Here is a 26456-nt window from a genome sequence, read left to right as displayed (position 1 = left end):
GGAGAGTGGCAGCCAACTCGGCGTTTGTCGAGGTCACATCCGTGACTGTCCGCATAGTGGGAACGGGTGTTGCATTCTCGTGAACACGGCCGGGAGACGGCGCGTCAGGCGCGCGTGGGGCGCGGACGCCTGGGCCGCCGGGCGAGGGCGGGGATCGTGGCCCGGCGGCCCGGCGGCCCGGCGGGCCGTCCCGCCCGGGGTGACGCCGTCCCGCGCGGTGCTGTTCCCAGTGGACCGCGCGGCCGGGCGCACGGGGAGCGCACGCGGTCCTGCGGCGCGTGCGCGCGGTTCACACGGGGTGCGCGCGTGGGCTGTGCGCCGCACGGTGCCGGTGCCGGTGGTTGGGCGCCGCTCGGGACCGTGCGGAGCGTGCGACCTGGCGGGCCGGCGGGTCACCACCCGCGCGTAGGACGGGGGGCGGGTGGGACGGACGGGTCCCTACGCGCGCGTAGGACTCGCGGATCACCACCCGCGCGCGTGCCACTCCGGCAGGTGCGGGCGTTCGGCGCCCAAGGTGGTGTCCTTGCCGTGGCCCGGATAGACCCAGGTCTCGTCCGGGAGCGCGTCGAAGATCTTCGTCTCCACGTCGTGGAGCAGGCTCGCGAACGCGTCGGCGTCCTGGCGGGTGTTGCCCACGCCGCCGGGGAACAGGCAGTCGCCCGTGAACACGTGCGGATGCCCGTGCGGGTCGTCGTAGACGAGGGCGATCGAGCCCGGCGTGTGGCCCACCAGGTGGCGCGCGGTGAGCCGCACGTCTCCCACCCGGACGGTGTCGCCGTCGTCGACGAGGACGTCGGTCGGCACGGGAATGCCCTCCGCGTCGTGCCGACCCGCGTACGTCCGCGCGCGCGTCGCGGCCACGACCTCGGCGAGCGCCTGCCAGTGGTCCCCGTGCCGGTGGGTGGTGACGACGGACGCGATGCCGTCGTCACCGATCATGCCGAGCAGCGCCGCTCCGTCGGCGGCCGCGTCGATCAGCAGCTGCTCGTCCGTGGCCCGGCAGCGCAGCAGATAGGCGTTGTTGTCCATCGGACCCACCGCGATCTTGGTGATCATCAGGTCCTTCAGCTCGTGCACGTCCGCAGGGCCGCCGACCCGCACCTCTCCGCTGTACGTCATGCCCGCCAGCCTATAGCGGCGGCAGCGCCGGGAGGGGGCCGCCTTCGACGGTCAGGGCGCCGCCGTCACGGCGCCCGGAGAGCCAGCCGAGGAGGTCGGCACGGGCCCCCTTGACGGTCACTTCGGGACGCGACCCGGCCCCGGTCTCCCGCCCGGTGTGCCACGCGCGCGTGCCGTCCGTCACGAGGGTCGACGGCACGTCGGCGTGCCCGGCGAACCGGTCGGCGAGGAACGCGATCTCCCGCTCGGTGAACTCGGCGGGCAGGTCCTCCAGCTCGCGGCCGAGGCCGAGGTCCACGTGGTGCAGCTCGACCTCCACCCAGCGCCGGAACGGCACCCGGGCCGCCGTGTCCGTGACCCCGTTGCGCAGCTCCACCGTGCGCGACCAGTCGGCGGGCACGGCCGCCGCGCGCCGGAACCGCTCCCAGCTCTCCCGGACGTCCGCGAGCTGGGCATCCAGAGGGCGAGCGGCGTCACGCTCGATGTCGGCGTCCCTGGTGGCGGCGTCGGCGTACATGGGCCGGCCCTCCAGAACGTTCACGAGCGCGTCGGCGTTGCGGGACAGATGCGCCAGGACGTGTCCGACACTCCAGCCGGGAAGGCGTGACGGCTCGGCCGACCGCGCGTTGTCCATTCCGGCGAGCGCGTTCAGCAGCCGCTCGGTCGCTTCGTGTACAGAGGCCAGGTCATGAGCGTGATCAATCATGCTGCTGACCCTAGCCCCGCCACTCCTTCGGGTGAAGGAGGTCGACACCGCCCGCAAATCGAATGCACGTGCTATATGGTCGTTGGCGGCGTCGGGCATGCTTGATGGCAGGGGATTGTTGTCACCCGTGCATCCGACCGGCGTTGTCAGTGGCTCCCCCTAGTCTGGAAAAGACGGGGGCCTCGCCCCTGGCACTTCTCTCAAGAAAGGTGCGGACCGGCGTGGCCGACCGTCTCATCGTCCGTGGCGCGCGCGAGCACAACCTCAGGAATGTCTCGCTCGACCTGCCACGCGACTCGCTCATCGTCTTCACGGGCCTGTCGGGGTCGGGCAAGTCCTCGCTGGCCTTCGACACGATCTTCGCCGAGGGCCAGCGACGCTACGTGGAGTCCCTCTCCTCGTACGCCCGCCAGTTCCTCGGCCAGATGGACAAGCCGGACGTCGACTTCATCGAGGGCCTCTCCCCGGCGGTCTCCATCGACCAGAAGTCGACCTCGCGCAACCCGCGCTCGACGGTCGGCACCATCACCGAGGTCTACGACTACCTGCGGCTGCTCTTCGCGCGCATCGGCAAGCCGCACTGCCCCGAGTGCGGCCGCCCGATCTCCCGCCAGTCGCCGCAGGCCATCGTCGACAAGGTGCTGGAACTCCCCGAGGGCAGCCGCTTCCAGGTGCTGTCGCCGCTGGTCCGCGAGCGCAAGGGCGAGTTCGTCGATCTCTTCGCCGACCTCCAGACCAAGGGCTACAGCCGCGCGCGCGTGGACGGCGAGACCATCCAGCTCGCGACGCCGCCCACCCTAAAGAAGCAGGAGAAGCACACCATCGAGGTGGTCATCGACCGCCTCACGGTGAAGGGGTCCGCCAAGCGCCGTCTCACCGACTCGGTCGAGACCGCCCTCGGCCTCTCCGGCGGCATGGTCGTGCTCGACTTCGTCGACCTCCCCGAGGACGACCCCGAGCGTGAGCGCATGTACTCGGAACACCTGTACTGCGCCTACGACGACCTGTCCTTCGAGGAACTGGAGCCCCGCTCCTTCTCCTTCAACTCGCCCTTCGGCGCCTGCCCCGAGTGCACCGGCATCGGCACCCGCATGGAGGTCGACGCCGAACTGATCGTCCCCGACGAGGACAAGTCCCTCGACGAGGGCGCCATCCACCCCTGGTCCCACGGACACACCAAGGACTACTTCGGCCGCCTGGTCAACGCCCTCGCGGACGCCCTCGGATTCCGTACGGACATCCCCTTCGCGGGGCTCCCGCAGCGCGCCCGCAAGGCCCTGCTGTACGGCCACAAGACCCAGATCGAGGTCCGCTACCGCAACCGGTACGGCCGCGAGCGCGTCTACACGACGCCGTTCGAGGGCGCCGTCCCGTTCGTCAAGCGCCGCCACAGCGAGGCCGAGAGCGACGCCAGCCGCGAGCGCTTCGAGGGCTACATGCGCGAGGTGCCCTGCCCCACCTGTGAGGGCACCCGCCTCAAGCCGATCGTCCTCGCGGTCACCGTCATGGGGAAGTCCATCGCCCAGGTCTCCGGCATGTCGATCAGCGACTGCGCCGACTTCCTCGGCGAGCTGAAACTCAACGCGCGCGACAAGAAGATCGCCGAGCGTGTCCTGAAGGAGGTCAACGAGCGCCTGCGGTTCCTGGTCGACGTCGGCCTGGACTACCTCTCGCTCAACCGCGCGGCGGGCACCCTCTCCGGCGGCGAGGCCCAGCGCATCCGCCTCGCCACCCAGATCGGCTCCGGCCTCGTCGGCGTGCTGTACGTGCTGGACGAGCCGTCGATCGGCCTGCACCAGCGCGACAACCACCGGCTGATCGAGACCCTCGTACGCCTGCGCGACATGGGCAACACGCTCATCGTCGTCGAGCACGACGAGGACACCATCAAGGTCGCCGACTGGATCGTCGACATCGGGCCCGGCGCCGGTGAGCACGGTGGCAAGGTCGTGCACAGCGGCTCCCTCAAGGAACTGCTCGTCAACGACGAGTCCCAGACCGGGCAGTACCTCTCGGGCCGCAAGTCCATCCCGCTGCCCGACATCCGCCGCCCGCTCGACCCGTCCCGGCGCCTCACCGTGCACGGCGCGCGTGAGAACAACCTGCGGGACATCGACGTCTCCTTCCCGCTGGGCGTCTTCACCGCGGTCACCGGTGTCTCCGGCTCCGGCAAGTCGACCCTGGTCAACGACATCCTGTACACGCACCTGGCCCGCGAGCTGAACGGCGCGAGGAACGTGCCGGGACGCCACACGCGCGTGGACGGCGACGATCTCGTCGACAAGGTCGTGCACGTCGACCAGTCGCCCATCGGCCGCACCCCGCGGTCCAACCCGGCGACCTACACCGGCGTCTTCGACCACGTCCGCAAGCTGTTCGCCGAGACCACCGAGGCGAAGGTCCGCGGCTATCAGCCGGGCCGCTTCTCCTTCAACGTCAAGGGCGGACGCTGCGAGAACTGCGCGGGCGACGGCACGATCAAGATCGAGATGAACTTCCTCCCGGACGTCTACGTCCCCTGCGAGGTCTGCCACGGCGCCCGCTACAACCGGGAGACCCTGGAGGTCCACTACAAGGGCAAGTCCATCGCCGAGGTCCTGAACATGCCGATCGAGGAGGCGACCTCCTTCTTCGAGGCCGTCCCGTCCATCGCCCGGCACCTCAACACCCTCAAGGACGTCGGCCTCGGCTACGTCCGGCTCGGCCAGTCGGCGACCACGCTGTCCGGCGGTGAGGCGCAGCGCGTCAAGCTCGCCAGCGAACTCCAGCGTCGCTCGACCGGCCGCACGGTCTACGTCCTGGACGAGCCCACCACCGGCCTGCACTTCGAGGACATCAGCAAGCTCCTCAAGGTGCTCTCCGGCCTGGTCGAGAAGGGCAACACGGTCATCGTCATCGAGCACAACCTCGATGTCATCAAGACCGCCGACTGGGTCGTCGACATGGGCCCCGAGGGCGGTGCGGGCGGTGGTCTCGTCATCGCCGAAGGAACCCCGGAGGAGGTGGCCGCGGTACCGGCCAGCCACACCGGCAAGTTCTTGCGTGAGGTCCTCGGCCCCGACCGGGTCAGCGACGCCGCGCCGGTGAAGGCTCCACGCAAGACGGCGGCGAAGAAGACGGCGGCGACCGCGAAGAAGACAGCGGCTGCCACGAAGACCGCCGCCGCGACCGGGACGGCCAAGTCCGCCGCCACCAAGTCCGCCGCGGCCAAGTCCACCACCGCCAAGGCGGCTCCCGCGAAGAAGACCACGCGGACCCGCAAGGCCTGAGCAGGGCAGAGAGCCCGAACTGGGCCGGATCTGCGGGGAGTCGAAGGACTCGGCAGACCGGACAGGAAGCAAAAAAGCGGAACGAGTCGGTCAACTTGGCTTTTTCCGGAAAAAGTCGGCGCCCCGCGGGAACTCCCCGCGGGGCGCCGTCCGTTCCACCATCAGCCAGCCTGGACCTGCGGGGCGATGAACTGCATGTCCAGTTGCACCTTGACAACATCACCGAGGAAACCGGCGCCGAAGTCCAACCCGAAGTCACTGCGCCGGATCTCCCCCGTCGCCTCGAAACCGGCGTGCTTCCTCTGATCCACAGGGGAGTCCACCAGCCCGCCGAACTCGACGGCCAGCGTCACCGGGCGGGTCACGTCCCCGATGGTCAGGTCCCCCGCCATCGTCCAGTCCTCGCCCTCCCCGGACACCCGCGACGAGCGGAACGCCATCGTCGGACGCTTCTCCACGTCCAGCAGGTCGGCCGCGCGCGTGTGCTTGTCCCGGTCCGGGTTGCCGGTGTCGATGGAGGCCAGCGCGATCACTGCGCTCACCCGCACCTCATCGACCGTCTCACCGACGTACAGCTCGGCCGAGACGTCCCGGAAGCGTCCGCGCACCTTGGCGATCCCGAGGTGCCGGATCGTGAAGTTGGCCGCCGAGTGCAGCGGATCGAGTTCCCACTCGCCCGGCGGCAGCGGCAGCGCGGGTGTGGTCAGCGTCTTCGAGGCATTGTCCTGAGTCATGCCCCCACCCTCCCCGCGTCGGTGCGGGGAAAGGGAGACCGGCCGAAGGGTGGTAGTGGCAGGGCCACTCTGAACATCGCGGCCCGCGGACTGCCCGAGGTACGTTCGAAAGGTGAGCGACAACCAGTTGGGTACCTTTCTGCGCACCCGCCGCGAAGCGGTCACACCCGCCGAGGTGGGACTCCCCACCGGCCCCCGGCGGCGCACACCCGGACTGCGCCGCGCCGAGCTGGCCACGCTCGCCGGGGTCAGCGTCGAGTACATCACCCGCCTGGAACAGGGACGCGACCGCAACCCCTCGCCCCAGGTGCTCGGAGCCCTCGGGGACGCGCTCCGCCTGCGCGTGCCCGACCGCATCCTGCTGAGACGCCTCGCCAAGGAGGGCGGCGTCGACCGGGTGCTCTGCTCGGCGGTCGCCCCGCCGGACCACACGGTACGGCCCAGTGTCCGCGCTCTGCTGGACCGCCTGGAGCCGACGCCTGCCGTCCTGCTGAACTGGGTGGGCGACATCGTCGCTCACACCGACGGATACGAGCGGCTGGTCCGCCCGCTCGGACTGCTCGACGGGGACAAGCCCAACCTCGTGCGGTACCTGTTCACCGACGACCGGGCCCGGGTCGTGTTCCCCGGCTGGGACCGGCTGGCCGACGAACAGGTCGCCTACCTGCGCCACGAGGCGTCCCTGCACGATCCCCACATCGCCGCCCTCGCCGACGAACTGACCGTCACCGCCGGCGCCCCCTTCACCGAACGGCTCGCGGCCGTGCCGAACCTCCCGGACCGGTTCGGCACCGAGACCCTCGACCACCCTGAGGCAGGACGGCTGAGGCTGTCCTACGAAACCCTGGCCCTGCCCGACGAGGGCCAGCGCCTGCGGATCGACCTCCCCGCAGACGCCGCGACCGCCACCGCCCTGGACCACCTCAACGGCCGCAGACCCGGCGCCCTGAGAGCGGTCGGCGGCTGACGGGACCGGAGAGCCGCAGCCTCCTCACAGCCGGAGACTCCGGAGCGTAGGCACCACCGACCGAACACTGGCTTCCGTCCGGCCAGAGTCCTTCGACCGCTCCTACAGTTCGCCGAGTTCGGAGGCGTACGGCGGTTCCGCGCCCGCCCGGGAGCAGGTGATCGCCGCGGCGCGGGCGGCGAACCGCAGCAGGCGGACCCAGCCGTCGTGGCCGAGCCCCTCCAACGCCGCCGGGGACAGGGCGTCCTGGGCCGCAAGGGCGTGCAGCAGGGCCGCGTTGACCGTGTCCCCGGCTCCGATCGTGTCGGCGACGTCGACCTTCTCGCCCGGCACCGGATGCACGGCACCGTCCTTCGTGAACACGGTCAGCCCGTCGCCGCCCTGGGTGATCACCACGGCGGAGGGACCGGCGGCCAGCCAGTCGCGCGGGGTGCCGCCCAGCCACCGGGCGTCCTCCTCGGACAGCTTCAACAGGTGGACGGAGGGCAGCCAGGCCCGGAAGCGTGCCCGGTAGGCGTCGGCGTCCGGGATCAGCCCCGCACGGATGTTGGGGTCCAGGGCGGTGAACAGGCCCTGCGCCGCCGAGGTTCGCAGCAGCTCCTCGTAGGCGCCGGCGCCGGGCTCCAGGACGAGGGAGCAGGTGCCGAAGGACACCGCGCGCGTCCCGGCGGGCAGGGCGGGCGGTACGGAGAACAGGCGGTCGGCGGTGCCTTCCACGTAGAAGGTGTAGGAGGCGGAGCCGTCGTCGCCGACGGTGGCCGCCGCGAGGGTGGTCGGCTCGGGGCCGCGCTGGACCGCGGTGACATCGACCCCAGAGATGCGCAGGCCGTCGAGGAGGGCCTCCCCGTAGGCGTCGAGGGAGACGCGGGAGCAGAAGGCGGTGGGGGAGCCGAGGCGGCCGAGGGCCACCGCCGTGTTGTACGGCCCGCCGCCGAGGGCCGGTTGCAGGGTGGCGAGGGCACCCCTGCCCTGCGGTACCAGGTCGATCAGGGCCTCACCGGCGACGACGATCACGGGACGGGTTCCTCTCTGGGGGCTTCCGGGACTTCTGGGGCTCGGGGACTGCGGGGGCGGAGTCTCGGCGGAACTTCGGGGCTCTCGGACGGGTACGGCTGCTTGAGGTGGCGCGGGCGTGCGTGCGGGGCGGTGCGACGTGTCTCAGGCTGCCGGACCGCCAGGCCGCCCGGTGCGGGATCGGGCCGGGTTCGCCCGGTCGGGGCACCCGCAGGAGGTGCGGTGGACGAAGGCGCACGGGAGCCGTTCGGTTACCGCGGGTCTGTCCGGTGCGGCGAGCCGGTCCAGGAGCACCCGCACGGCACGGCCGCCGATGTCCCGGCCGGGCTGGGCGACGGCCGTCAGCCGGGGGGAGAACAGGTCCGCCCAGGGGAAGTCGTCGAAGCAGCACAGGGCGATGTCGTCGGGCACGGACCGGCCGTGCTCGCGCAGGGCGCGGAGGGTGCCGAGGGTCATCGCGTCGTTTCCGGTGACCAGGGCGGTGGGCGGGTCCGCCAGGGAGAGCAGACCGGTGACGGCCCGCAGGGCGCCGCCGGACGAGGAGGCGCCGTGGGCGAGGAGGCGGTCGTCGTGGGGGAGGCCGGCGGAGGCAAGGCCCTGTCGGTAGCCGGAGACGCGTTCGGCGGTGGTGCTGAGGCCGGGCAGTCCGGCGACCAGGGCGATCCGGCGGTGGCCGAGCCCGGCGAGATGGGTGACCAGGTCGGCCATGGGCGCCGTGTTCTCGGAACAGACCTGGTCGAAGCAGTGGGGGCCGTCCTGCGGGGCGTCGACCACCCGGTCGAGGAGGACGGCCGGAACCCGGTGGCGGGCCAGGTAGGAGAGGAGCCCGTCCGGCGCGGTGGACGGGGCGACGATCACCCCGTCGACGCGGCGTTCGTGCAGCAGGCGGACGGCCCGGCTCTCGTGCTCGGGGTCGTCGTGCGGGTCGGCGACGAGGAGGCCGTACCCGTGCTCCAGGGCGGCCGACTCGACTCCCTGGAGGATCTCCGTGAAGTAGGGGTTGCCCGCCGCCGAGACCGCGAGGCCCAGAGTGTAGGTGCGGGAGGTCACCAGGGAACGGGCGAGGGCGTTCGGGGTGTAGCCGAGGGCGTCCATCGCGTCGAGGACGGCCTGCCGGGTGTGGGGGAGGACCGGCCGGGTCTCGTTGAGGACATGCGACACGGTCGCCACGGAGACCCCGGCCCGCCGGGCGACATCGGCCATGGTCGGCATACGAGGACCCCTCCCTTCCTCGGGCCGGGGCGGAGCGGACCCGGCCAGGCTGGTCCCGCCGGGAAGCTACCGCATGGGAGGGCCCCGCGTAAACGCTTACGCAATCGCTTACGCCCGTGGATCGGGCGCGCCCGCAGGGCCTGGCCCCGGCGGAGTAGGCCCCGTGTACCGGGCCGAACTCGGCCCTGCGCACCCGGCCGAGTTCGGCCTGTGTGCTGCCCGGTATCGTGCGTGTTGCCCGCCCGCTCGGCCGCCTCGGGGCCTGTCGGTTCGCGCCGCCGCTCTGTCCCCGCCGCCCTGTTCCTGGAGATCTGTATGTCCGGCCGTCCGACCGCGAGCCGTCGTACCGTCCTGCGAGGGGCGGCTCTGGTGCCCGCCACGGGACTCGGGCTCACCGCCTGCTCGCCGACCGGAGGCAGCACCGCACCCGCCACCCCCACCGCGCCCGTCGACCTCGGCGCGGAGAGCGAGGTGGAGAACGGCGGCGCGGCGCTGCACCAGGACCACAACGTGGTGGTCAGCCGGTCCGGGCGGGGTGAGCTGAAGGCCTACAGCTCGATCTGCACGCACGCGGGATGCCCCATCGACAAGCTCGACGGCACCACGCTCACCTGCTCCTGTCACGGCAGCGAGTTCGACGCCACCACCGGTCAGGTGCTGCGCAGGCCCGCCACCGTCCCGCTGAACGAACTGCCGGTGAAGGCCGAGAACGGCCGGATCGTGGTGAGTCCGCCCGACTGAGTCCCGGGGCGGAGCGGGGGCCAAGGACCCCGCGGGGTCACTCCCAGTCCCAGCCGATGCCCACCATGCCCGACCGTACGCGCGGTTCGACCAGGTGGACCGAGCGGTGATGGCGGCTGAGGGGCAGTTCGAGGCGGCCGCTGCGGGGCGCCGCGGGGGAGTGGCGGGTGAAGCGGTGGCAGCGGGCCGGGAGCGCCTCCTCGTCGAACCGCACCTGGAGGGCGTACTGGCCGCCGGGAGTGCCGAAGCCGCGGACGTACTCGTGGGAGGGGCCCGCGGTGCCGTCCTCGACCAGGTAGCTGAACAGCAGGGTGTCACCGGCGCGGAGTCGGGTGTCGAAGAGCAGTTCGGCGACGAGGACGCCGGTGGCGTGGTGGCTGTGCACCCGCCCGGTGCGGCAGTTCTCCAGCGCGCGCACCGCCATCCGGTCGGGGACGCAGCCCGGGTCGCCGTGATGGACCGCGACGAAGCGGTCGACGCCGTCGCGGTGGGCGCGGACGATGTGCTGCGACTCGCGGCCCAGGAGTTCGCGGTGGGCGCCGATGCGGATGCGCTCGTGGTGGCCGAGGGCGTGCAGTCCGTCGTCGGGCGGGCACTCCAGTTCGACCAGAAGTTTCTCCAGGACGTCCGAGGCCTCCAGGAACGAGCGGTAGGACCGGCCGCTTCTCGCCTGCCCGACGGGGTGATCGCCCTCCTCCTCCTCCGTGAGCAGCCGGATCAGGGACTCGTCCGGCAGGTGGAGGATCTCCTCCAGTGCGCGTACGGCCCGCAGGGACTCCGGGCGCTGCGGGCGGCGGGCGCCCTGCTGCCAGTAGCTCAGGCTCGTGACGCCGACCGTGACGCCGTGCCGCGACAGATGGTGCTGGACCCGCTGGAGGGGCAGCCCGCGGGCGGCTATCGCGGCGCGCAGGGCCACGTGGAAGGGGCCGGCGCGGAGCAGCGCGTCCAGTTCGGCGGTGGTGGCCACGTCGGCCCCGGAGCACTGGGCGTCCACGGTGTCCCGTGGGTGCTCCGCGGTGTGCGGGGCGGCTCCGTGGTTCCGGGCTCCCGTCACGCCCGCGGCACCCTCGGCGGGCGAGGGGGAGGGGGCGGCGTCCGCGTGCTGAGTGGCGTGCGGCATGCAGGGGCCTTTCTGTGAATGCTCACGACGGCTGGTCGGACCGTTCGCGTGGGTGACCGGGCCGCCCGGTGACACGGGGGCGCGCCCTCACATCCGTAGCGTGCGCTTCACCGCCCGGAGTTTTCACCGCATTGAAGCGGGTTGATCTTGTCCCGACAACCGTTGGCACCGGAACGGGACGCCAGGGTGGCCGAGTCGGCGGTCTTGCCCTTCCCCGCCCGCCCCGCTCACCCCTGCCCGTTCCCTCCCGCAGCGACGGTCGCCCCCACCGCTCACCCCCACAGTCCACCCCCACCGCTCACCGCGCCGTTCACCCCCACGGGGCACCCCGACCGGTCGCCCCTCCGGGCGTCTCGCCGGACAGCCCGCCCAGCCCTGCGCACCGGCCCTCCGCGCGGACCGCACGGGCACCGGAGCAGCGCGGGTCAGCGCCGGTCGGCAGGCGTCAGCCCGTGCCGGCACGTGCCGGGCGGGTCGGTCCGGGACACCCTCCTGCGGTTGTCCACAGGCCCGCCGGACTGTCACTCCGCGCCAGTAGGGTGTGAGACATGGCCGACCCCTCCAGCTACCGCCCCAGGCCGGGACAGATCCCGGACTCCCCCGGGGTCTACAGGTTCCGAGACGAGCACCGACGGGTGATCTACGTCGGCAAGGCGAAGAGCCTGCGCCAGCGCCTGGCGAACTACTTCCAGGACCTGTCCGGCCTGCACCCCCGCACCCGGCAGATGGTGACCACGGCCGCCTCCGTGGAGTGGACCGTGGTGTCCACGGAGGTCGAGGCGCTCCAGCTGGAGTACTCCTGGATCAAGGAGTACGACCCCCGGTTCAACGTCAAGTACCGCGACGACAAGAGCTATCCGTACCTCGCGGTGACGATGCAGGAGGAGTTCCCGCGCGTGCAGGTGATGCGCGGTCACAAGAAGAAGGGCGTCAGGTATTTCGGGCCGTACGCGCACGCGTGGGCGATCCGGGACACCGTCGACCTGATGCTGCGGGTGTTCCCGGTCCGCACCTGCTCGGCCGGGGTCTTCAAGAACGCCTCCCGCACCGGCCGTCCCTGTCTGCTCGGGTACATCGGCAAGTGCTCCGCGCCCTGCGTCGGCCGGATCAGCCCCGACGACCACTGGGAGCTGGCGGACGAGTTCTGCGACTTCATGACCGGCCGCACCGGCACCTACCTCCGCCGCCTCGAGAAGCAGATGACGGAGGCCGCGGAGGACATGGAGTACGAGCGGGCCGCCCGCCTGCGCGACGACATCGGGGCCCTGCGCAAGGCCATGGAGAAGAACGCGGTGGTGCTCGCCGACGCCACCGACGCCGACCTGATCGCGGTCGCCGAGGACGAGCTGGAGGCGGCCGTCCAGATCTTCCATGTGCGCGGCGGGCGCGTCCGGGGCCAGCGCGGCTGGGTCACCGACAAGGTCGAGGAGATCACCACCGGCGCCCTCGTGGAACACGCCCTCCAGCAGCTGTACGGCGAGGAGACCGGCGACGCGGTGCCCAAGGAGGTCCTGGTCCCGGCCCTGCCCGAGCCGCTGGAGCCGGTCCAGGAGTGGCTTGCCGGGCGCCGTGGCTCCCAGGTGTCGCTGCGCATCCCGCAGCGCGGCGACAAGCGGGCTCTGATGGAGACCGTCGAGCGCAACGCGCAGCAGTCCCTGATCCTGCACAAGACCAAGCGCGCCTCCGACCTCACCACTCGCTCGCGCGCCCTGGAGGAGATCGCCGAGGCCCTCGACCTGGACAGCGCCCCCCTGCGGATCGAGTGCTACGACATCTCGCACCTCCAGGGCGACGACGTGGTGGCCTCGATGGTCGTCTTCGAGGACGGGCTGGCCCGCAAGAGCGAGTACCGCCGCTTCCAGATCAAGGGCTTCGAGGGCCAGGACGACGTCCGCTCCATGCACGAGGTGATCACCCGCCGTTTCCGCCGCTACCTTGCGGAGAAGGAGCGCACGGGCGAGTGGACCGACCCGGCCGCCGACCCCACCGCGGACCCGAACGCCGCCCCGTCCGCCGCAGCCCCCGCCACCGAACCGCCCGCCACCTCCGCGACCACCACCCCGGCGACCGCCTCCGCCGCGACCACCCCCGGCGGAACCGGCACCCCCGGCACCCCCGGCGGAACCGGCACTCACAGCGGAACCGACGCGAACGGCGCCCCCGACGGCGTCCCCCTCGTGGACTCCCTCAAGGACGACGACGGCCGACCCCGCCGGTTCGCCTACCCGCCGCAGCTCGTCGTCGTCGACGGTGGGCAGCCGCAGGTGGCCGCCGCCCAGCGGGCCCTGGACGAGCTGGGCATCGACGACATCGCCGTCTGCGGCCTCGCCAAGCGGCTGGAGGAGGTCTGGCTGCCCCGCGAGGACGACCCCGTCGTCCTGCCCCGCACCAGCGAGGGCCTCTACCTGCTTCAGCGGGTCCGCGACGAGGCCCACCGCTTCGCGATCACCTACCAGCGCACCAAGCGGGCCAAGCGGTTCCGGGCCGGGCCGCTGGACGACGTGCCCGGCCTCGGCGAGACCCGCAAACAGGCGCTGATCAAGCACTTCGGCTCGGTGAAGAAGCTGCGCGCCGCGACGATCGACCAGATCTGCGAGGTGCCCGGCATAGGCCGCAAGACGGCCGAGACCATCGTCGCGGCCCTGGCCCAGGCGGCTCCGCCCGCACCCGCCGTCAACACGGCGACGGGAGAGATCATGGAAGAGGAGGAACCCGCCACGGCGGCGGGTTCCGCCGGGGAGCCCGTTGCCGCGGGCCCCCGACAGGAACGACGGGGGCAGGAGACATGACCGACCACGACGCACACCCCACGGAAGACCGAGATCAGGCGCAGGTGCCCGCTCCACAGCCGGACACCCCGGCCGCGACAGCCTCCGCGAGCGCACCAGAGGGCGGCACCGGCGACCCCGCCGCGCCCGCCGAAGCGGCCGATCCGGCCGATCCGCACGACGCAGGCCACGAACACGGAGCACAGGTGAGTACGGACGCCACGGCCCCCGGCATCCCCGATGCGGCCATCCCCGAGCTGGTGATCATCTCCGGCATGTCCGGGGCGGGCCGGTCCACGGCCGCCAAGTGCCTGGAGGACCTCGGCTGGTTCGTCGTCGACAACCTCCCGCCCGCCCTCATCCCCACCATGGTCGAGCTGGGCGCCCGCTCCCAGGGCAACGTGGCCCGGATCGCCGTCGTCGTCGACGTGCGCGGCCGCCGCTTCTTCGACAACCTCCGCGAATCCCTCGCCGACCTGGAGACCAAGGGCGTCACCCGGCGCATCGTCTTCCTGGAGTCCTCCGACGACGCCCTGGTGCGCCGCTTCGAGTCGGTCCGCCGCCCGCACCCCCTCCAGGGCGACGGCCGCATCGTCGACGGCATCGACGCCGAACGCGAACTGCTGCGCGAACTGCGCGGTGACGCCGACCTGGTCATCGACACCTCCAGCCTCAACGTCCACGAGCTGCGGGCCAAGATGGACGCCCAGTTCGCCGGTGAGGAGGAGCCCGAACTGCGCGCCACCGTCATGTCGTTCGGGTTCAAGTACGGCCTGCCGGTCGACGCCGACCTCGTCGTGGACATGCGGTTCCTGCCCAACCCGCACTGGGTCCCGGAGCTGCGCCCCTTCACCGGGCTCAACGAGGAGGTCTCCACCTACGTCCTCAACCAGCCCGGCGCGAAGGAGTTCCTCGACCGGTACGCGGAGCTGCTCCAGCTGGTCGCCGCGGGCTACCGCCGCGAGGGCAAGCGCTACGTGACCATCGCCGTCGGCTGTACCGGCGGCAAGCACCGGTCGGTGGCGATGTCGGAGAAGCTGGCCGCGCGGCTCGCGGCCGAGGGCGTGGAGACGGTGGTCGTACACCGGGACATGGGACGGGAATGACAGCACGTTCACCGCGGCTCGGCCGACTGCGCAGGGGCGCCCCCGAGCGCCGCGAGGAGGGGCGGCCGGTCGAGGTCCGGGGCGGCCGGCCGCGCCGCCGCGGCACCCAGCCCAAGGTCGTCGCGCTCGGCGGCGGCATGGGCCTGTCCGCCTCGCTGACCGCGCTGCGGCGTATCACCGGCGATCTCACCGGCGTGGTGACGGTCGCCGACGACGGCGGCTCCAGCGGGCGGCTGCGCGACGAACTGGGCGTACTGCCGCCCGGCGACCTGCGCAAGGCGCTGGCGGCGCTCTGCGGGGACGACGACTGGGGCCAGACCTGGGCCCGCGTCATCCAGCACCGCTTCCAGTCCCAGGGCGAGATCAACGGCCACGCGGTCGGCAATCTGCTGATCGTCGCCCTCTGGGAACAGCTCGGCGACCACGTCCAGGCGCTCGACCTGGTCGGCCGCCTGCTCGGCGCGCAGGGCCGGGTGCTGCCGATGTCGGCCGTCCCGCTGGAGCTCCAGGCCCTGGTCAAGGGGCACGACCCGGCCCGGCCCGACGACGTCGACACCGTGCGCGGGCAGGCCACCGTCGCCCTGACCCCCGGCGAGGTGCAGTCCGTGCACCTGGTGCCGCACGACCCGCCGGCCGTCCCCGAGGCGGTCGAGGCCGTGCTCGACGCGGACTGGGTGGTGCTCGGCCCCGGGTCCTGGTTCTCCTCCGTCATCCCGCACCTCCTGGTGCCCGGACTGCTCGACGCGCTCACCAAGACGAAGGCCCGCCGGGTGCTCTCCCTGAACCTCGCGCCGCAACCCGGAGAAACCGAGGGCTTCTCCCCGCAGCGTCATTTGGAGGTTTTGGGACGACACGCCCCTAAACTCGCCCTGGACGTGGTGCTGGCCGACGAGGCCGCCGTGCCCGACCGCGACTCCCTCACCGACGCCGCCAAGCGGTTCGGCGCCGCGGTCGAGCTGGCGCCGGTGGCCCGGCCCGACGGAACTCCGCGGCACGACCCGGAGCTGCTGGCCGCCGCGTACGACCGTATTTTTCGGATGCATGGAAGGATCGGCCCATGGCGATGACGGCAGCGGTGAAGGACGAGATCTCCCGGCTCCCCGTCACCCGGACCTGCTGCAGAAAGGCGGAGGTCTCCGCCATGCTGCGGTTCGCCGGCGGCCTTCACCTGGTGAGCGGGCGCATCGTGATCGAGGCGGAGCTGGACACGGCGATGGCGGCCCGCCGCCTCAAGCGGGACATCCTGGAGATCTTCGGCCACGCCTCGGAGCTGATCGTGATGGCGCCCGGCGGTCTGCGCCGCGGCTCGCGTTACGTCGTCCGGGTGGTTGCGGGCGGTGACCAGCTGGCCCGCCAGACCGGTCTGGTGGACGGCCGGGGCCGTCCGATCCGGGGCCTGCCCCCGCAGGTGGTCTCCGGCGCGACCTGTGACGCGGAGGCCGCCTGGCGCGGCGCGTTCCTCGCGCACGGCTCGCTCACCGAGCCCGGCCGGTCCTCCTCCCTGGAGGTGACCTGCCCGGGTCCCGAGGCGGCCCTCGCCCTCGTCGGCGCGGCCCGCCGCCTGTCGATCGCGGCGAAGGCCCGTGAGGTGCGGGGCGTGGACCGGGTCGTGGTCCGCGACGGTGACGCCATCGGCGCGCTGCTCACCCGCCTCGGCGCCCACGAGTCGGTGCTGGCCTGGGAGGAGCGCCGGATGCGCCGTGAGGTGCGGGCCACGGCGAACCGGCTCGCCAACTTCGACGACGCCAACCTCCGCCGCTCGGCCCGTGCCGCGGTCGCCGCCGGGGCCCGCGTGCAGCGCGCCCTGGAGATCCTTGGCGAGGAGGTCCCTGAGCACCTGGCGGCGGCCGGACGGCTGCGCATGGACCACAAGCAGGCCTCCCTGGAGGAGCTGGGCGCGCTCGCCGACCCGCCGCTCACCAAGGACGCGGTGGCGGGCCGGATCCGGCGGCTGCTGGCGATGGCCGACAAGCGCGCCTCCGACCTCGGCATCCCGGGTACCGAGGCCAACCTCTCCGAGGACCTCGCGGACAACCTCGTCGGCTGACCTGCCCCCGGCCGGGGTCCTGACCCGCCCCGGCCGGAACCACGGACCGCCCCCGAGCGGACCCGCTGACCGGACCGCCCCCGACCGGACCCGCTGACCGGTCCGGCCGCCTGGCCGCGTCCCGTCTTGCCCTGGCTGGGATCTCCGCCGCGCCCGCATAGAACCACTGTGCCAGCCGCACTCACCGAGCCCGCCCCGCGCCCCGCCCCGGCCGGAATCACAGCCGCGCCCACCGCGCCCCCGCCCAGCCCACCGCGCCCGCAGCAACACCAAGCCCGCCCCACCCCCCGGGCCGCCGCCCCCCGCCCCACCACGCGCCGCCCCCAGCCCCCTCCCCCCCACCTGACTCCCCGTCACTCACCGTACGCAGTAACCCCCTTGGTCCACCCCCTCCGTGTCGGGCGGGGTTTGAGGTGCCCTTGACTCGATCATGAACAGTCATGAGCCTGGCAACTGTTCGCCGGTGTGGCGGACCACGTGTAGGGGGGTTCATGAGACACAGAGCGAGATCGATCCTCGCTGTCGGCGCGCTCCTGATCGGCGGAGCCAGCATCGCGCCCATCGCCCAGGCACAGAACGACGCGGCCGACCGCGGGGCCGACGCCGACGAGGTCAAGGTGTTCCGCGCCGAGATCACCCAGCAGCAGGTGCCCCTGCTGCTGGCGGCCGGTCAGGACGCCCACGAACTCAAGGAGCAGGCGCCCGCGAAGGGCACCGCCGAGGTCGAGGTGTACCTCACCGACGACCAGGCGGCCAAGCTGGAGAAACAGGGCGTCGACCTGGCCGAGCACACCCTGACCGCCCGCGCCGAGAACCGTGTCGACGCCGCGGCCGACGGCGTCTTCCGGCCGTACAGCGGCAGTGGCGGTCTCAAGGAGGAGATCCTCCGCACCGGGCAGCAGAACCCGGGGCTGACCAAGGTCGTCTCCATCGGCAAGACGGTGAAGGGCCAGGACATCCTCGCGGTCAAACTGACCAAGAACGCGAAGACGTCCAAGGACGGCTCCAAGCCCTCCGTGCTCTACATGTCCAACCAGCACGCCCGTGAGTGGATCACCCCGGAGATGACCCGCCGGCTGCTCCACCACTACCTGGACAACTACGGCAAGGACCGGCGGATCAAGAAGATCGTCGACTCCACCGAGCTGTGGTTCGTGCTGTCGGCCAACCCCGACGGCTACGACTACACCTTCCAGGACGACGCCAACCGCCTCTGGCGCAAGAACCTGCGGGACGTCAACGGCGACGGCGCCATCACCACCGGCGACGGCGTCGACCTCAACCGCAACTTCGCCTACAAGTGGGGCTACGACGACGAGGGTTCGTCCCCCAACCCCACCAGCGAGACCTACCGCGGCGCGAGCCCCGGCTCCGAGCCCGAGACCAAGGCCCTGGACGCCTTCGAGAAGCGGATCGGCTTCACGTACGGCATCAACTACCACTCCGCCGCCGAACTGCTCCTCTACGGCGTCGGCTGGCAGGTCGCCACGGACACCCCGGACGACGTCGTCTACGAGGCGCTCGCCGGTACCCCCGACAACTCCGCGATCCCCGGCTACCACCCGCAGGTCTCCTCGGAGCTGTACACGACCAACGGCGAGGCCGACGGACACGCGGCGAACGTCAACGGCACGGCGATGTTCACCCCCGAGATGTCGACCTGCCAGACCGCGTCGAACATCTCGCCGGACGACCAGTGGAACGCGTCCGACTGCCGCTCCGTCTTCAACTTCCCGGACGACGAGAAGCTGATCCAGGACGAGTTCGCCAAGAACGTGCCGTTCGCGCTGTCCGTCGCGGAGAGCGCCGCCACGCCCGACCGGCCGAAGTCCTCGGTCGGCCTGAGCGCCGCCGAGTTCACCCCGGCCCCCTTCACCACCTCCTACTCGCGCGGCGCCGACCAGCAGATCTCCGTCGTCGCCCGCAAGGCGCTGCGCGACAAGGAGCTGAAGTACCGCGTCAACGGCGGCCGTACGTACGACCAGACGCTGCGGCCCTGGAAGGGCGGCGAGGTCTTCGGCGGGGAGGACAACCTCTACTACGACGAGTACCGCGCCAAGGTCCAGGACGGCGAACCCGGCGACAAGGTCGAGGTCTGGTTCACCGGCGAGACGAAGAGCGGCACGAAGGTCACCAGCAGCCGCTTCACCTACACCATCGCCCAGCGCCCCCGCGCCGACGTCCTCGTCGTCGCCGAGGAGGGCGTCGCCGCCACCCAGGCGCAGACCTACGTGGACGCGCTCAAGGCCAACGGCCGCCGCGCGACCGTGTGGGACGTCGCCACCCAGGGCGCGCCCGACGCGCTCGGCGTGCTGAGCCACTTCGGCACCGTCGTCCACTACACGGGCGACAGCCTGCCCGGCAATCCCACCCAGCTCGCTCTGCGCGCCTTCCTCAACGAGGGCGGCAAGCTGATCGAGGCGGGCGAACGCGCCGGGGGCAACGTCGACCTCGGCGGCGGCAACCCGTCGAACGACTTCAGCCAGTACTACCTGGGCGCCTACTCCCGCACCAACACGCCCGGCGCCACCGGCTTCAACGGCTCCGGCGCGCTCGCGGGCGCGGGCGGCCCCCTCGGCGCCGCCCCCGGAAACCCGCTGGACCGGGCGGGCACCTACGGCGTCACCTCCGACGAACTCCCGGTCGCCACGTATCCGCAGTTCAAGAGCGCGGGCGCCGGACAGTTCGCCGGGACCGTCAACCCGTACGGCCCGTTCGCGGGGGCCTGGATGGCGGCGGCGGTGCACACCGACGACGCCTACAAGCGCCTCACCCGCACCGTCGACCTCACCGGCACCACCGCCGCCGACCAGCCCGCGCTCCGCACCCAGCTGCTGTGGGACACCGAGCCGGGCTACGACAACGCGATCGTCGAGGTCCGCACGGCCGGCGGCGACGACTGGACGACGCTCCCCGAGAAGGGCGGCGCCACCAGCACCACCGTCCCCGCCGAGTGCGAGGCCGGGTTCTACGTGCGTGAGCACCCGCAGCTGCTGCGCTACCTCACGCTCGGCGCCGACGGCTGCGCCCCGACCGGCACCACCGGCGCCTGGAACGCCTTCACCGGCGCCTCCAGCGGCTGGCAGCAGGTGAACTTCGACCTGAGCGCCTACGCCGGGAAGTCGATCGAGGTGTCGATCAGCTACGTCACCGACCCGGGCAGCGGCGGCCACGGCGTCCTCGTCGACGACGCCTCGCTCGTCACCGGCTCCACCGCCACCGAGACCGAGGGCTTCGAGACCTCCCTCGGCGCCTGGAAGGTCGGCGGCCCGCCGCCGGGCAGCCCCGCCGTGCTGAAGGACTGGGCGCGCACCGGAGCGCTCTTCCAGACGTACGGGGCGGTCACCACCGACGACACCGTGCTGCTGGGCTTCGGCCTGGAGCACCTCACCTCGGCGGCCGACCGCAAGGCGCTCATCGGAAAGGCCCTGGGCTCACTCGACGACTGAGTGACCCGGAGCGGCCGGGCGGTCCGTACCCCTACTGGCGGGTACGGGCCGCCCGTCCGTGTATGAGGCGTCTCGATGTCACTCCGGCGCCCGCAGGGAGGTAGGGTCGTGGGTGGTCGGGGACATCCCAAATACAGCTCGCCGGCACCGCATGGCCGGCGTACCAACGAGGAGATCGGTTCGTGACGATCCGCGTAGGCATCAACGGCTTTGGCCGCATCGGTCGTAACTACTTCCGCGCGCTGCTGGAGCAGGGTGCTGACATCGAGATCGTGGCTGTCAACGACCTGGGTGACACCGCGACCACCGCTCACCTGCTCAAGTACGACACCATCCTGGGCCGCCTCAAGGCCGAGGTGTCGCACACCGCCGACACCATCACGGTCGACGGCCACACCATCAAGGTGCTCTCCGAGCGCAACCCCGCCGACATCCCGTGGGGCGAGCTGGGCGTGGACATCGTGATCGAGTCCACCGGCATCTTCACCAAGAAGGCCGACGCCGCCAAACACCTCGCGGGCGGCGCCAAGAAGGTCCTCATCTCGGCCCCGGCCAAGGACGAGGACATCACCATCGTGATGGGCGTCAACCAGGACAAGTACGACGCGGCCAACCACCACGTCATCTCCAACGCCTCCTGCACCACCAACTGTGTGGCGCCCATGGCGAAGGTCCTCGACGAGAACTTCGGCATCGTCAAGGGCCTGATGACGACGGTCCACGCGTACACCAACGACCAGCGCATCCTGGACTTCCCGCACTCGGACCTGCGCCGCGCCCGCGCCGCCGCCGAGAACATCATCCCGACCACGACGGGCGCCGCCAAGGCCACCGCCCTGGTCCTCCCGCAGCTCAAGGGCAAGCTGGACGGCATCGCGATGCGCGTCCCGGTCCCCACCGGCTCCGCCACCGACCTCGTCGTCACCCTCCAGCGCGAGGTCACCAAGGACGAGGTCAACGCCGCGTTCAAGAAGGCCTCCGAGGACGGCGACCTCAAGGGCTACCTGGCGTACACCGAGGACCCGATCGTCTCCTCGGACATCGTCAGCGACCCGGCCTCCTGCACCTTCGACTCCTCCCTGACCATGGTCCAGGAGGGCAACTCGGTGAAGATCCTCGGCTGGTACGACAACGAGTGGGGCTACTCCAACCGCCTCGTCGACCTCACGGTCTTCGTCGGCGAGCAGCTCTGACGGACAGAGCGGGCACCTCGACGTGAGAGCAGGGCCCGGACGGCGCAGGGACGCGTCGCCCGGGCCCTGACTCGCGTGCGGAGCCGCCCGCACGGTCCGCACCGGCCCTTCCCTACGATCACGGAGCACCACGAGCCCTCCCAGGGAGCCCCTTACATGAAGACGATCGACGCACTCCTCGCCGACGGCGTGGCCGGCCGGCGGGTCTTCGTCCGCGCCGACCTCAACGTGCCGCTGGACGGCGCCACCATCACCGACGACGGCCGCATCCGCGCCGTGCTGCCCACCGTCAAGGCCCTCGCCGACGCGGGCGCGCGGGTCGTCGTCGCCTCGCACCTCGGCCGCCCCAAGGGCGAGCCCGACCCGGCCTTCTCGCTGGCCCCGGCCGCCGCCCGCCTCGGTGAACTCCTCGGCGCTGACGTCGCCTTCGCCACCGACACCGTCGGGGACTCCGCGAAGGCCACCGTCGCCGCGCTGGCCGACGGCCAGGTCGCCGTCATCGAGAACCTGCGCTTCAACGCGGGCGAGACCGCCAAGGACGACGCCGAGCGCGGCGCCTTCGCCGACCGCCTCGCCGAGCTGGCCGACGTCTACGTCGGCGACGGCTTCGGCGCCGTGCACCGCAAGCACGCCTCGGTCTTCGACCTCCCCGCCCGCCTGCCGCACGCCGCCGGGTACCTCATCGCCACCGAGGTCGACGTCCTCAAGAAGCTCACCGAGGACGTCGAGCGCCCCTACGTCGTCGCGCTCGGCGGCGCCAAGGTCTCCGACAAGCTCGCCGTCATCGACCAGCTCCTCGGCAAGGCCGACCGCATCCTCATCGGCGGCGGCATGGCCTACACCTTCCTCAAGGCCCAGGGGCACGAGATCGGCGCGTCCCTGCTCCAGGAGGACCAGATCCCGGCCGTCCAGGAGTACCTGCGGCGCGCCGAGGAGAGCGGCGTCGAGCTGGTCGTACCGGTCGACGTCGTGGTCTCCGGCGGGTTCCCCGACCTGAAGGCCAAGGCCGACACCCACCCCGAGACCGTCGCCGCGGGCGAGATCCCCGCCGGCGGGATGGGCCTGGACATCGGTCCCGAGACCCAGACGCTGTACGCCTCGAAGCTCGCCGACGCCGCCACCGTCTTCTGGAACGGCCCCATGGGCGTCTTCGAGCACCCCGACTACGCCGAGGGCACCAAGGCGGTCGCCCAGGCCCTCCTCGACTCCCCGGCCTTCTCGGTCGTCGGCGGCGGCGACTCCGCCGCGGCCGTCCGCCTGCTGGGCTTCGACGAGAACGCATTCGGCCACATCTCGACCGGTGGCGGCGCCTCCCTCGAATACCTCGAGGGCAAGACGCTCCCCGGCCTCGCCGCACTGGAGGACTGACCCGCATGAGCACCCGTACACCGCTGATGGCGGGCAACTGGAAGATGAACCTCAACCACCTGGAGGCCATCGCCCACACCCAGAAGCTCGCCTTCGCCCTCGCCGACAAGGACTACAAGGCCGTCGAGGTCGCCGTCCTCGCGCCCTTCACCGACCTGCGCTCCGTGCAGACCCTGGTCGATGCCGACAAGCTGAAGATCAAGTACGGCGCCCAGGACATCTCGGCCCACGACGCCGGCGCCTACACCGGCGAGATCTCCGGCGTGATGCTGGCCAAGCTGCGCTGCGCCTACGTCGCCGTCGGCCACTCCGAGCGCCGCCAGTACCACGCCGAGACCGACGAGATCGTCAACGCCAAGGTCAAGGCCGCCTACAAGCACGGCCTCACCCCGATCCTCTGTGTCGGCGAGGAGCTGTCCGTCCGCGAGGCGGGCGCGCACGTCTCCCACACCCTCGCCCAGGTCGAGGGCGGTCTGAAGGATCTCCCGGCCGAGCACGCCGAGACCGTCGTGATCGCGTACGAGCCGGTGTGGGCCATCGGCACCGGCAAGGTCTGCGGTGCCGAGGACGCGCAGGAGGTCTGCGCCGCCATCCGCGGCAAGCTGGCCGAGCTGTACGGCCAGGAGCTGGCCGACAAGGTCCGCATCCAGTACGGCGGCTCCGTCAAGTCGGGCAACGTCGCCGAGATCATGGCGCAGGCCGACATCGACGGTGCCCTGGTCGGCGGCGCCTCGCTGGACAGCGAGGAGTTCGTCAAGATCGTCCGCTTCCGCGACCAGTGAGCAGGGCCGTGAGTATGCGGTAGCGGCGATCCGTCGTACCCTTGCGGGGGCACAGCGCTGTGGCTGTGCCCCCGTCGTCGTCAGTAGTTCCCGCCGGAAGTCATTGTCCGCATCCGAGGAAGTTGGTCCAGCCGTGGTTTTGGGGTTCTCGATCGCCCTGATCGTCTTCAGCCTGCTGATGATGCTGCTGGTGCTGATGCACAAGGGGAAGGGTGGCGGCCTCTCCGACATGTTCGGTGGCGGCATGCAGTCCTCCGTCGGCGGCTCCTCGGTCGCCGAGCGCAACCTCGACCGCATCACCGTGCTCGTCGGCCTGCTCTGGTTCGCGTGCATCATCGTCCTCGCCCTGCTGATGAAGACGAGCAGCTGACGCCGCACCCAGGCACACGATCGGTACGTAACGCCCCATGTTCGGTACGCGCAGCTGAGCGCGGCCTATCATGGGGCTTGCGTCTACGTGTGGGGGGTTGTCACTCCAATCACTGGACGCGCGTTGGGCCTTACGTAGACTAAGGCGCTCGCAGTGGAGCGAAACGCCGACTCGCTTCGCGGCACCATCACGCAGGGAGTTACGACCGTGGCAAGTGGCAACGCGATCCGTGGAAGCCGGGTCGGGGCGGGGCCGATGGGCGAGGCCGAGCGCGGCGAGTCCGCGCCGCGTCTGCGCATCTCCTTCTGGTGCTCCAACGGGCATGAGACGCAGCCCAGCTTCGCCAGCGACGCGCAGGTGCCCGAGACCTGGGACTGCCCACGCTGCGGCTTCCCCGCGGGCCAGGACCGGGACAATCCGCCGGACCCACCCCGCACCGAGCCCTACAAGACCCACCTCGCCTATGTGCGGGAGCGGCGCAGCGACGCGGACGGCGAGGCGATCCTCGCCGAGGCGCTCGCCAAACTGCGGGGCGAGATCTAGAAGTTCAGGACCGGCCAGGTATCCCGAAGGGACCTGGCCGCGTTTCGTGCGGCCCTCCGACGTGCCGTGCGCGCCGGCACCCTGCGTGCGCCCCGGACCGCCTTGCGTTCGCTCTGATACGTCCGTGTCCCGCCTCCGTATTCACCTGTGGTCGTTCCGCCGGACCAGCCCACGACAGCGCCCGACCCGTGCTGATCAACTAGGTTGGGACCCAGCGGGGCAAACACGTGCAGCACGGACAAGGTGAGAAAGAGGGCTGGGTCCGACATGAACGCAGACGGCCGTACGAGGCTGAACCAGACGCCCGAGTGGACCGCGCTGGCCAAGCACCGTGAGGAACTGGGCGAGGTGCGGCTGCGGGAGCTGTTCGCCGCCGATCCCGGGCGCGGCAGCGGCTACACCGCGCAGGTCGGCGACCTGCACCTCGACTACTCCAAGCACCTGATCACCGACGAGACGCTGCGGCTGCTGCGCGAACTCGCCGCCGCGACCGACGTGTTCGGGCTGCGGGACGCCATGTTCCGCGGCGAGCGCATCAACACCACCGAGGACCGGGCGGTCCTGCACACCGCGCTGCGCGCCCCGCGGGACGCGGTGATCGAGGTCGGGGGGGAGAACGTCGTCCCGGCGGTGCACGCGGTCCTCGACAAGATGGCCGACTTCGCCGGGCGCGTACGCTCCGGCGAGTGGACCGGACACACCGGGCGCCGTATCCGCACCGTGGTGAACATCGGCATCGGCGGCTCCGACCTGGGTCCGGCGATGGCGTACGAGGCGCTGCGGGCGTTCACCGACCGCTCGCTGACCCTCCGGTTCGTGTCCAACGTGGACGGCGCCGACCTGCACGAGGCGCTGCACGGCCTGGACCCGGCGGAGACGCTGTTCGTCATCGCGTCGAAGACGTTCACCACGATCGAGACGATCACCAACGCCACCTCGGCGCGGGCCTGGCTGCTGGCCGGTCTCGGCGGTGACGAGAAGGCGGTGGCCCGGCACTTCGTCGCGCTGTCGACCAACGCGGAGAAGGTCGCGGAGTTCGGCATCGACACGGCCAACATGTTCGAGTTCTGGGACTGGGTAGGCGGCCGCTACTCCTACGACTCCGCCATCGGCCTGTCCCTGATGATCGCGATCGGCCCGGAGCGGTTCCGGGAGATGCTCGACGGCTTCCACCTCGTCGACGAGCACTTCCGCACCGCGCCCCCGGAAGCCAACGTCCCGCTGATCATGGGCCTGTTGGGCATCTGGTACGGCAACTTCCACGACGCGCAGTCCCACGCGGTGCTGCCGTACAGCCACTACCTGTCGAAGTTCACGGCCTATCTCCAGCAGCTCGACATGGAGTCCAACGGCAAGTCCGTCGACCGGGACGGGAAGCCCGTCGACTGGCAGACGGGACCGGTGGTGTGGGGGACGCCGGGCACCAACGGGCAGCACGCCTACTACCAGTTGATCCACCAGGGCACCAAGCTGATCCCCGCCGACTTCATCGGATTCGCCCGCCCGGTCGGCGAGTTGAGCGACGGGCTCAAGGCGCAGCACGACCTGCTGATGGCCAACTTCTTCGCCCAGACCCAGGCGCTCGCCTTCGGCAAGACCGAGGACGAGGTACGCGCCGAGGGCGTGCCGGAGGAACTGGTCGCCCACAAGACCTTCCGCGGCGACCACCCGACGACGACCGTGCTGGCCCGCGAGCTGAGCCCGTCCGTGCTCGGCCAGTTGATCGCGCTCTACGAGCACAAGGTGTTCGTGCAGGGCGCGGTGTGGAACATCGACTCCTTCGACCAGTGGGGCGTCGAACTCGGCAAGGTCCTCGCCAAGCGGGTCGAACCCGCCCTGACCGAGGGCGCCGACGTCCCCGGCCTCGACCCCTCGACCCGGGCGCTCGTCGCGACGTACCGGGAGCTGCGCGGACGCGGCTGACCGGACCGCCGGGGCCGCGACGGCC

The 26456-nt window shown here is 71.5% G+C and carries 20 protein-coding genes; 14 read left to right on the top strand and 6 right to left on the bottom strand.

Annotated features, from left to right (window positions below):
* Positions 1 to 462: 462 nt before the first annotated feature.
* Positions 463 to 1119, bottom strand: coding sequence for an MBL fold metallo-hydrolase (locus ACIQPQ_RS29695; RefSeq protein WP_401309717.1), 657 nt, complete (start codon positions 1117 to 1119; stop codon positions 463 to 465).
* Positions 1120 to 1129: 10 nt separating this feature from the next.
* Positions 1130 to 1825, bottom strand: a complete 696-nt coding sequence (locus ACIQPQ_RS29690; protein WP_401309714.1) for a maleylpyruvate isomerase family mycothiol-dependent enzyme — start codon at positions 1823 to 1825, stop codon at positions 1130 to 1132.
* Positions 1826 to 2046: 221 nt separating this feature from the next.
* Here ACIQPQ_RS29690 and uvrA point away from each other — a divergent pair, with 221 nt between their 5' ends.
* A complete protein-coding gene (gene uvrA / locus ACIQPQ_RS29685) occupies positions 2047 to 5094 on the top strand; it encodes an excinuclease ABC subunit UvrA (protein WP_401309711.1) in 3048 nt (1015 codons plus the stop codon).
* A gap of 161 nt (positions 5095 to 5255) precedes the next feature.
* On the opposite strand, the gene ACIQPQ_RS29680 is transcribed toward uvrA, so the two are convergent.
* Entirely contained in the window at positions 5256 to 5828 is a 573-nt protein-coding gene (locus ACIQPQ_RS29680) for a YceI family protein (protein WP_401309708.1), read from the bottom strand.
* A 112-nt stretch (positions 5829 to 5940) separates the two neighbouring features.
* On the opposite strand from ACIQPQ_RS29680, the gene ACIQPQ_RS29675 reads away from it, so the two are divergent.
* Positions 5941 to 6795, top strand: a complete 855-nt coding sequence (locus ACIQPQ_RS29675; RefSeq protein WP_401309706.1) for a helix-turn-helix domain-containing protein — start codon at positions 5941 to 5943, stop codon at positions 6793 to 6795.
* 102 nt (positions 6796 to 6897) lie between these two features.
* On the opposite strand, the gene ACIQPQ_RS29670 is transcribed toward ACIQPQ_RS29675, so the two are convergent.
* Together ACIQPQ_RS29670 and ACIQPQ_RS29665 are read right to left on the bottom strand one after the other, a co-directional pair.
* Positions 6898 to 7809 (bottom strand): carbohydrate kinase, encoded by a 912-nt coding sequence (locus ACIQPQ_RS29670; RefSeq protein WP_401309703.1) that lies wholly within the window; start codon positions 7807 to 7809, stop codon positions 6898 to 6900.
* Between the two features lie 144 nt (positions 7810 to 7953).
* Complete coding sequence (locus ACIQPQ_RS29665; RefSeq protein WP_401309700.1) at positions 7954 to 9021, bottom strand: LacI family DNA-binding transcriptional regulator; 1068 nt, start codon at positions 9019 to 9021, stop codon at positions 7954 to 7956.
* 315 nt (positions 9022 to 9336) lie between these two features.
* Here ACIQPQ_RS29665 and ACIQPQ_RS29660 point away from each other — a divergent pair, with 315 nt between their 5' ends.
* A complete protein-coding gene (locus ACIQPQ_RS29660) occupies positions 9337 to 9762 on the top strand; it encodes a Rieske (2Fe-2S) protein (protein WP_401309697.1) in 426 nt (141 codons plus the stop codon).
* A gap of 37 nt (positions 9763 to 9799) precedes the next feature.
* Here ACIQPQ_RS29660 and ACIQPQ_RS29655 read toward each other — a convergent pair whose 3' ends face one another.
* Complete coding sequence (locus ACIQPQ_RS29655) at positions 9800 to 10882, bottom strand: hypothetical protein (RefSeq protein ID WP_401309694.1); 1083 nt, start codon at positions 10880 to 10882, stop codon at positions 9800 to 9802.
* 548 nt (positions 10883 to 11430) lie between these two features.
* Here ACIQPQ_RS29655 and uvrC point away from each other — a divergent pair.
* From uvrC to pgi, 11 genes are all read left to right on the top strand, one after another.
* Complete coding sequence (gene uvrC, locus ACIQPQ_RS29650; RefSeq protein WP_401309691.1) at positions 11431 to 13671, top strand: excinuclease ABC subunit UvrC; 2241 nt, start codon at positions 11431 to 11433, stop codon at positions 13669 to 13671.
* A complete protein-coding gene (gene rapZ, locus ACIQPQ_RS29645) occupies positions 13668 to 14756 on the top strand; it encodes an RNase adapter RapZ (RefSeq protein WP_401309688.1) in 1089 nt (362 codons plus the stop codon). Before uvrC ends, rapZ begins: the two co-directional genes overlap by 4 nt.
* Positions 14753 to 15823 (top strand): uridine diphosphate-N-acetylglucosamine-binding protein YvcK, encoded by a 1071-nt coding sequence (yvcK, locus tag ACIQPQ_RS29640; protein WP_401309685.1) that lies wholly within the window; start codon positions 14753 to 14755, stop codon positions 15821 to 15823. The genes rapZ and yvcK overlap by 4 nt, the downstream gene beginning before the upstream one ends.
* Positions 15814 to 16803 (top strand): DNA-binding protein WhiA, encoded by a 990-nt coding sequence (gene whiA / locus ACIQPQ_RS29635; RefSeq protein ID WP_383772351.1) that lies wholly within the window; start codon positions 15814 to 15816, stop codon positions 16801 to 16803. Before yvcK ends, whiA begins: the two co-directional genes overlap by 10 nt.
* A 491-nt stretch (positions 16804 to 17294) precedes the next feature.
* A complete protein-coding gene (locus ACIQPQ_RS29630; RefSeq protein WP_401309682.1) occupies positions 17295 to 20252 on the top strand; it encodes a M14 family zinc carboxypeptidase in 2958 nt (985 codons plus the stop codon).
* A 182-nt stretch (positions 20253 to 20434) separates the two neighbouring features.
* Complete coding sequence (gene gap / locus ACIQPQ_RS29625; protein ID WP_383772347.1) at positions 20435 to 21445, top strand: type I glyceraldehyde-3-phosphate dehydrogenase; 1011 nt, start codon at positions 20435 to 20437, stop codon at positions 21443 to 21445.
* 156 nt (positions 21446 to 21601) lie between these two features.
* Entirely contained in the window at positions 21602 to 22813 is a 1212-nt protein-coding gene (locus ACIQPQ_RS29620) for a phosphoglycerate kinase (RefSeq protein ID WP_401309678.1), read from the top strand.
* 5 nt (positions 22814 to 22818) lie between these two features.
* On the top strand, positions 22819 to 23595 hold the full coding sequence (tpiA, locus tag ACIQPQ_RS29615; RefSeq protein ID WP_401309675.1) for a triose-phosphate isomerase: 777 nt from the start codon (positions 22819 to 22821) through the stop codon (positions 23593 to 23595).
* 133 nt (positions 23596 to 23728) lie between these two features.
* Positions 23729 to 23965, top strand: a complete 237-nt coding sequence (secG, locus tag ACIQPQ_RS29610; RefSeq protein WP_383772341.1) for a preprotein translocase subunit SecG — start codon at positions 23729 to 23731, stop codon at positions 23963 to 23965.
* A gap of 207 nt (positions 23966 to 24172) precedes the next feature.
* Positions 24173 to 24508, top strand: a complete 336-nt coding sequence (locus tag ACIQPQ_RS29605; protein WP_003976875.1) for an RNA polymerase-binding protein RbpA — start codon at positions 24173 to 24175, stop codon at positions 24506 to 24508.
* 267 nt (positions 24509 to 24775) lie between these two features.
* On the top strand, positions 24776 to 26431 hold the full coding sequence (gene pgi / locus ACIQPQ_RS29600) for a glucose-6-phosphate isomerase (RefSeq protein WP_401309671.1): 1656 nt from the start codon (positions 24776 to 24778) through the stop codon (positions 26429 to 26431).
* The last annotated feature ends 25 nt before the right edge of the window (positions 26432 to 26456 follow it).

This window comes from Streptomyces sp. NPDC091281, from assembly GCF_044757425.1.
In the GTDB taxonomy this organism is placed as follows: Bacteria; Actinomycetota; Actinomycetes; order Streptomycetales; family Streptomycetaceae; genus Streptomyces.
This window is presented reverse-complemented; position numbering and strand designations above follow the sequence as displayed.

Excerpts from the sequence above, each read along its gene's own strand:
- ACIQPQ_RS29665 (WP_401309700.1), bottom strand. The coding sequence starts at position 9,021 with ATGCCGACCATGGCCGATGTCGCCCGGCGGGCCGGGGTCTCCGTGGCG.
- tpiA (WP_401309675.1), top strand. The coding sequence starts at position 22,819 with ATGAGCACCCGTACACCGCTGATGGCGGGCAACTGGAAGATGAACCTC.
- ACIQPQ_RS29630 (WP_401309682.1), top strand. The coding sequence starts at position 17,295 with ATGAGACACAGAGCGAGATCGATCCTCGCTGTCGGCGCGCTCCTGATC.
- rapZ (WP_401309688.1), top strand. The coding sequence starts at position 13,668 with ATGACCGACCACGACGCACACCCCACGGAAGACCGAGATCAGGCGCAG.
- ACIQPQ_RS29690 (WP_401309714.1), bottom strand. The coding sequence starts at position 1,825 with ATGATTGATCACGCTCATGACCTGGCCTCTGTACACGAAGCGACCGAG.
- ACIQPQ_RS29620 (WP_401309678.1), top strand. The coding sequence starts at position 21,602 with ATGAAGACGATCGACGCACTCCTCGCCGACGGCGTGGCCGGCCGGCGG.
- ACIQPQ_RS29695 (WP_401309717.1), bottom strand. The coding sequence starts at position 1,119 with ATGACGTACAGCGGAGAGGTGCGGGTCGGCGGCCCTGCGGACGTGCAC.
- ACIQPQ_RS29680 (WP_401309708.1), bottom strand. The coding sequence starts at position 5,828 with ATGACTCAGGACAATGCCTCGAAGACGCTGACCACACCCGCGCTGCCG.
- uvrC (WP_401309691.1), top strand. The coding sequence starts at position 11,431 with ATGGCCGACCCCTCCAGCTACCGCCCCAGGCCGGGACAGATCCCGGAC.
- pgi (WP_401309671.1), top strand. The coding sequence starts at position 24,776 with ATGAACGCAGACGGCCGTACGAGGCTGAACCAGACGCCCGAGTGGACC.
- ACIQPQ_RS29660 (WP_401309697.1), top strand. The coding sequence starts at position 9,337 with ATGTCCGGCCGTCCGACCGCGAGCCGTCGTACCGTCCTGCGAGGGGCG.
- ACIQPQ_RS29655 (WP_401309694.1), bottom strand. The coding sequence starts at position 10,882 with ATGCCGCACGCCACTCAGCACGCGGACGCCGCCCCCTCCCCCTCGCCC.
- whiA (WP_383772351.1), top strand. The coding sequence starts at position 15,814 with ATGGCGATGACGGCAGCGGTGAAGGACGAGATCTCCCGGCTCCCCGTC.
- yvcK (WP_401309685.1), top strand. The coding sequence starts at position 14,753 with ATGACAGCACGTTCACCGCGGCTCGGCCGACTGCGCAGGGGCGCCCCC.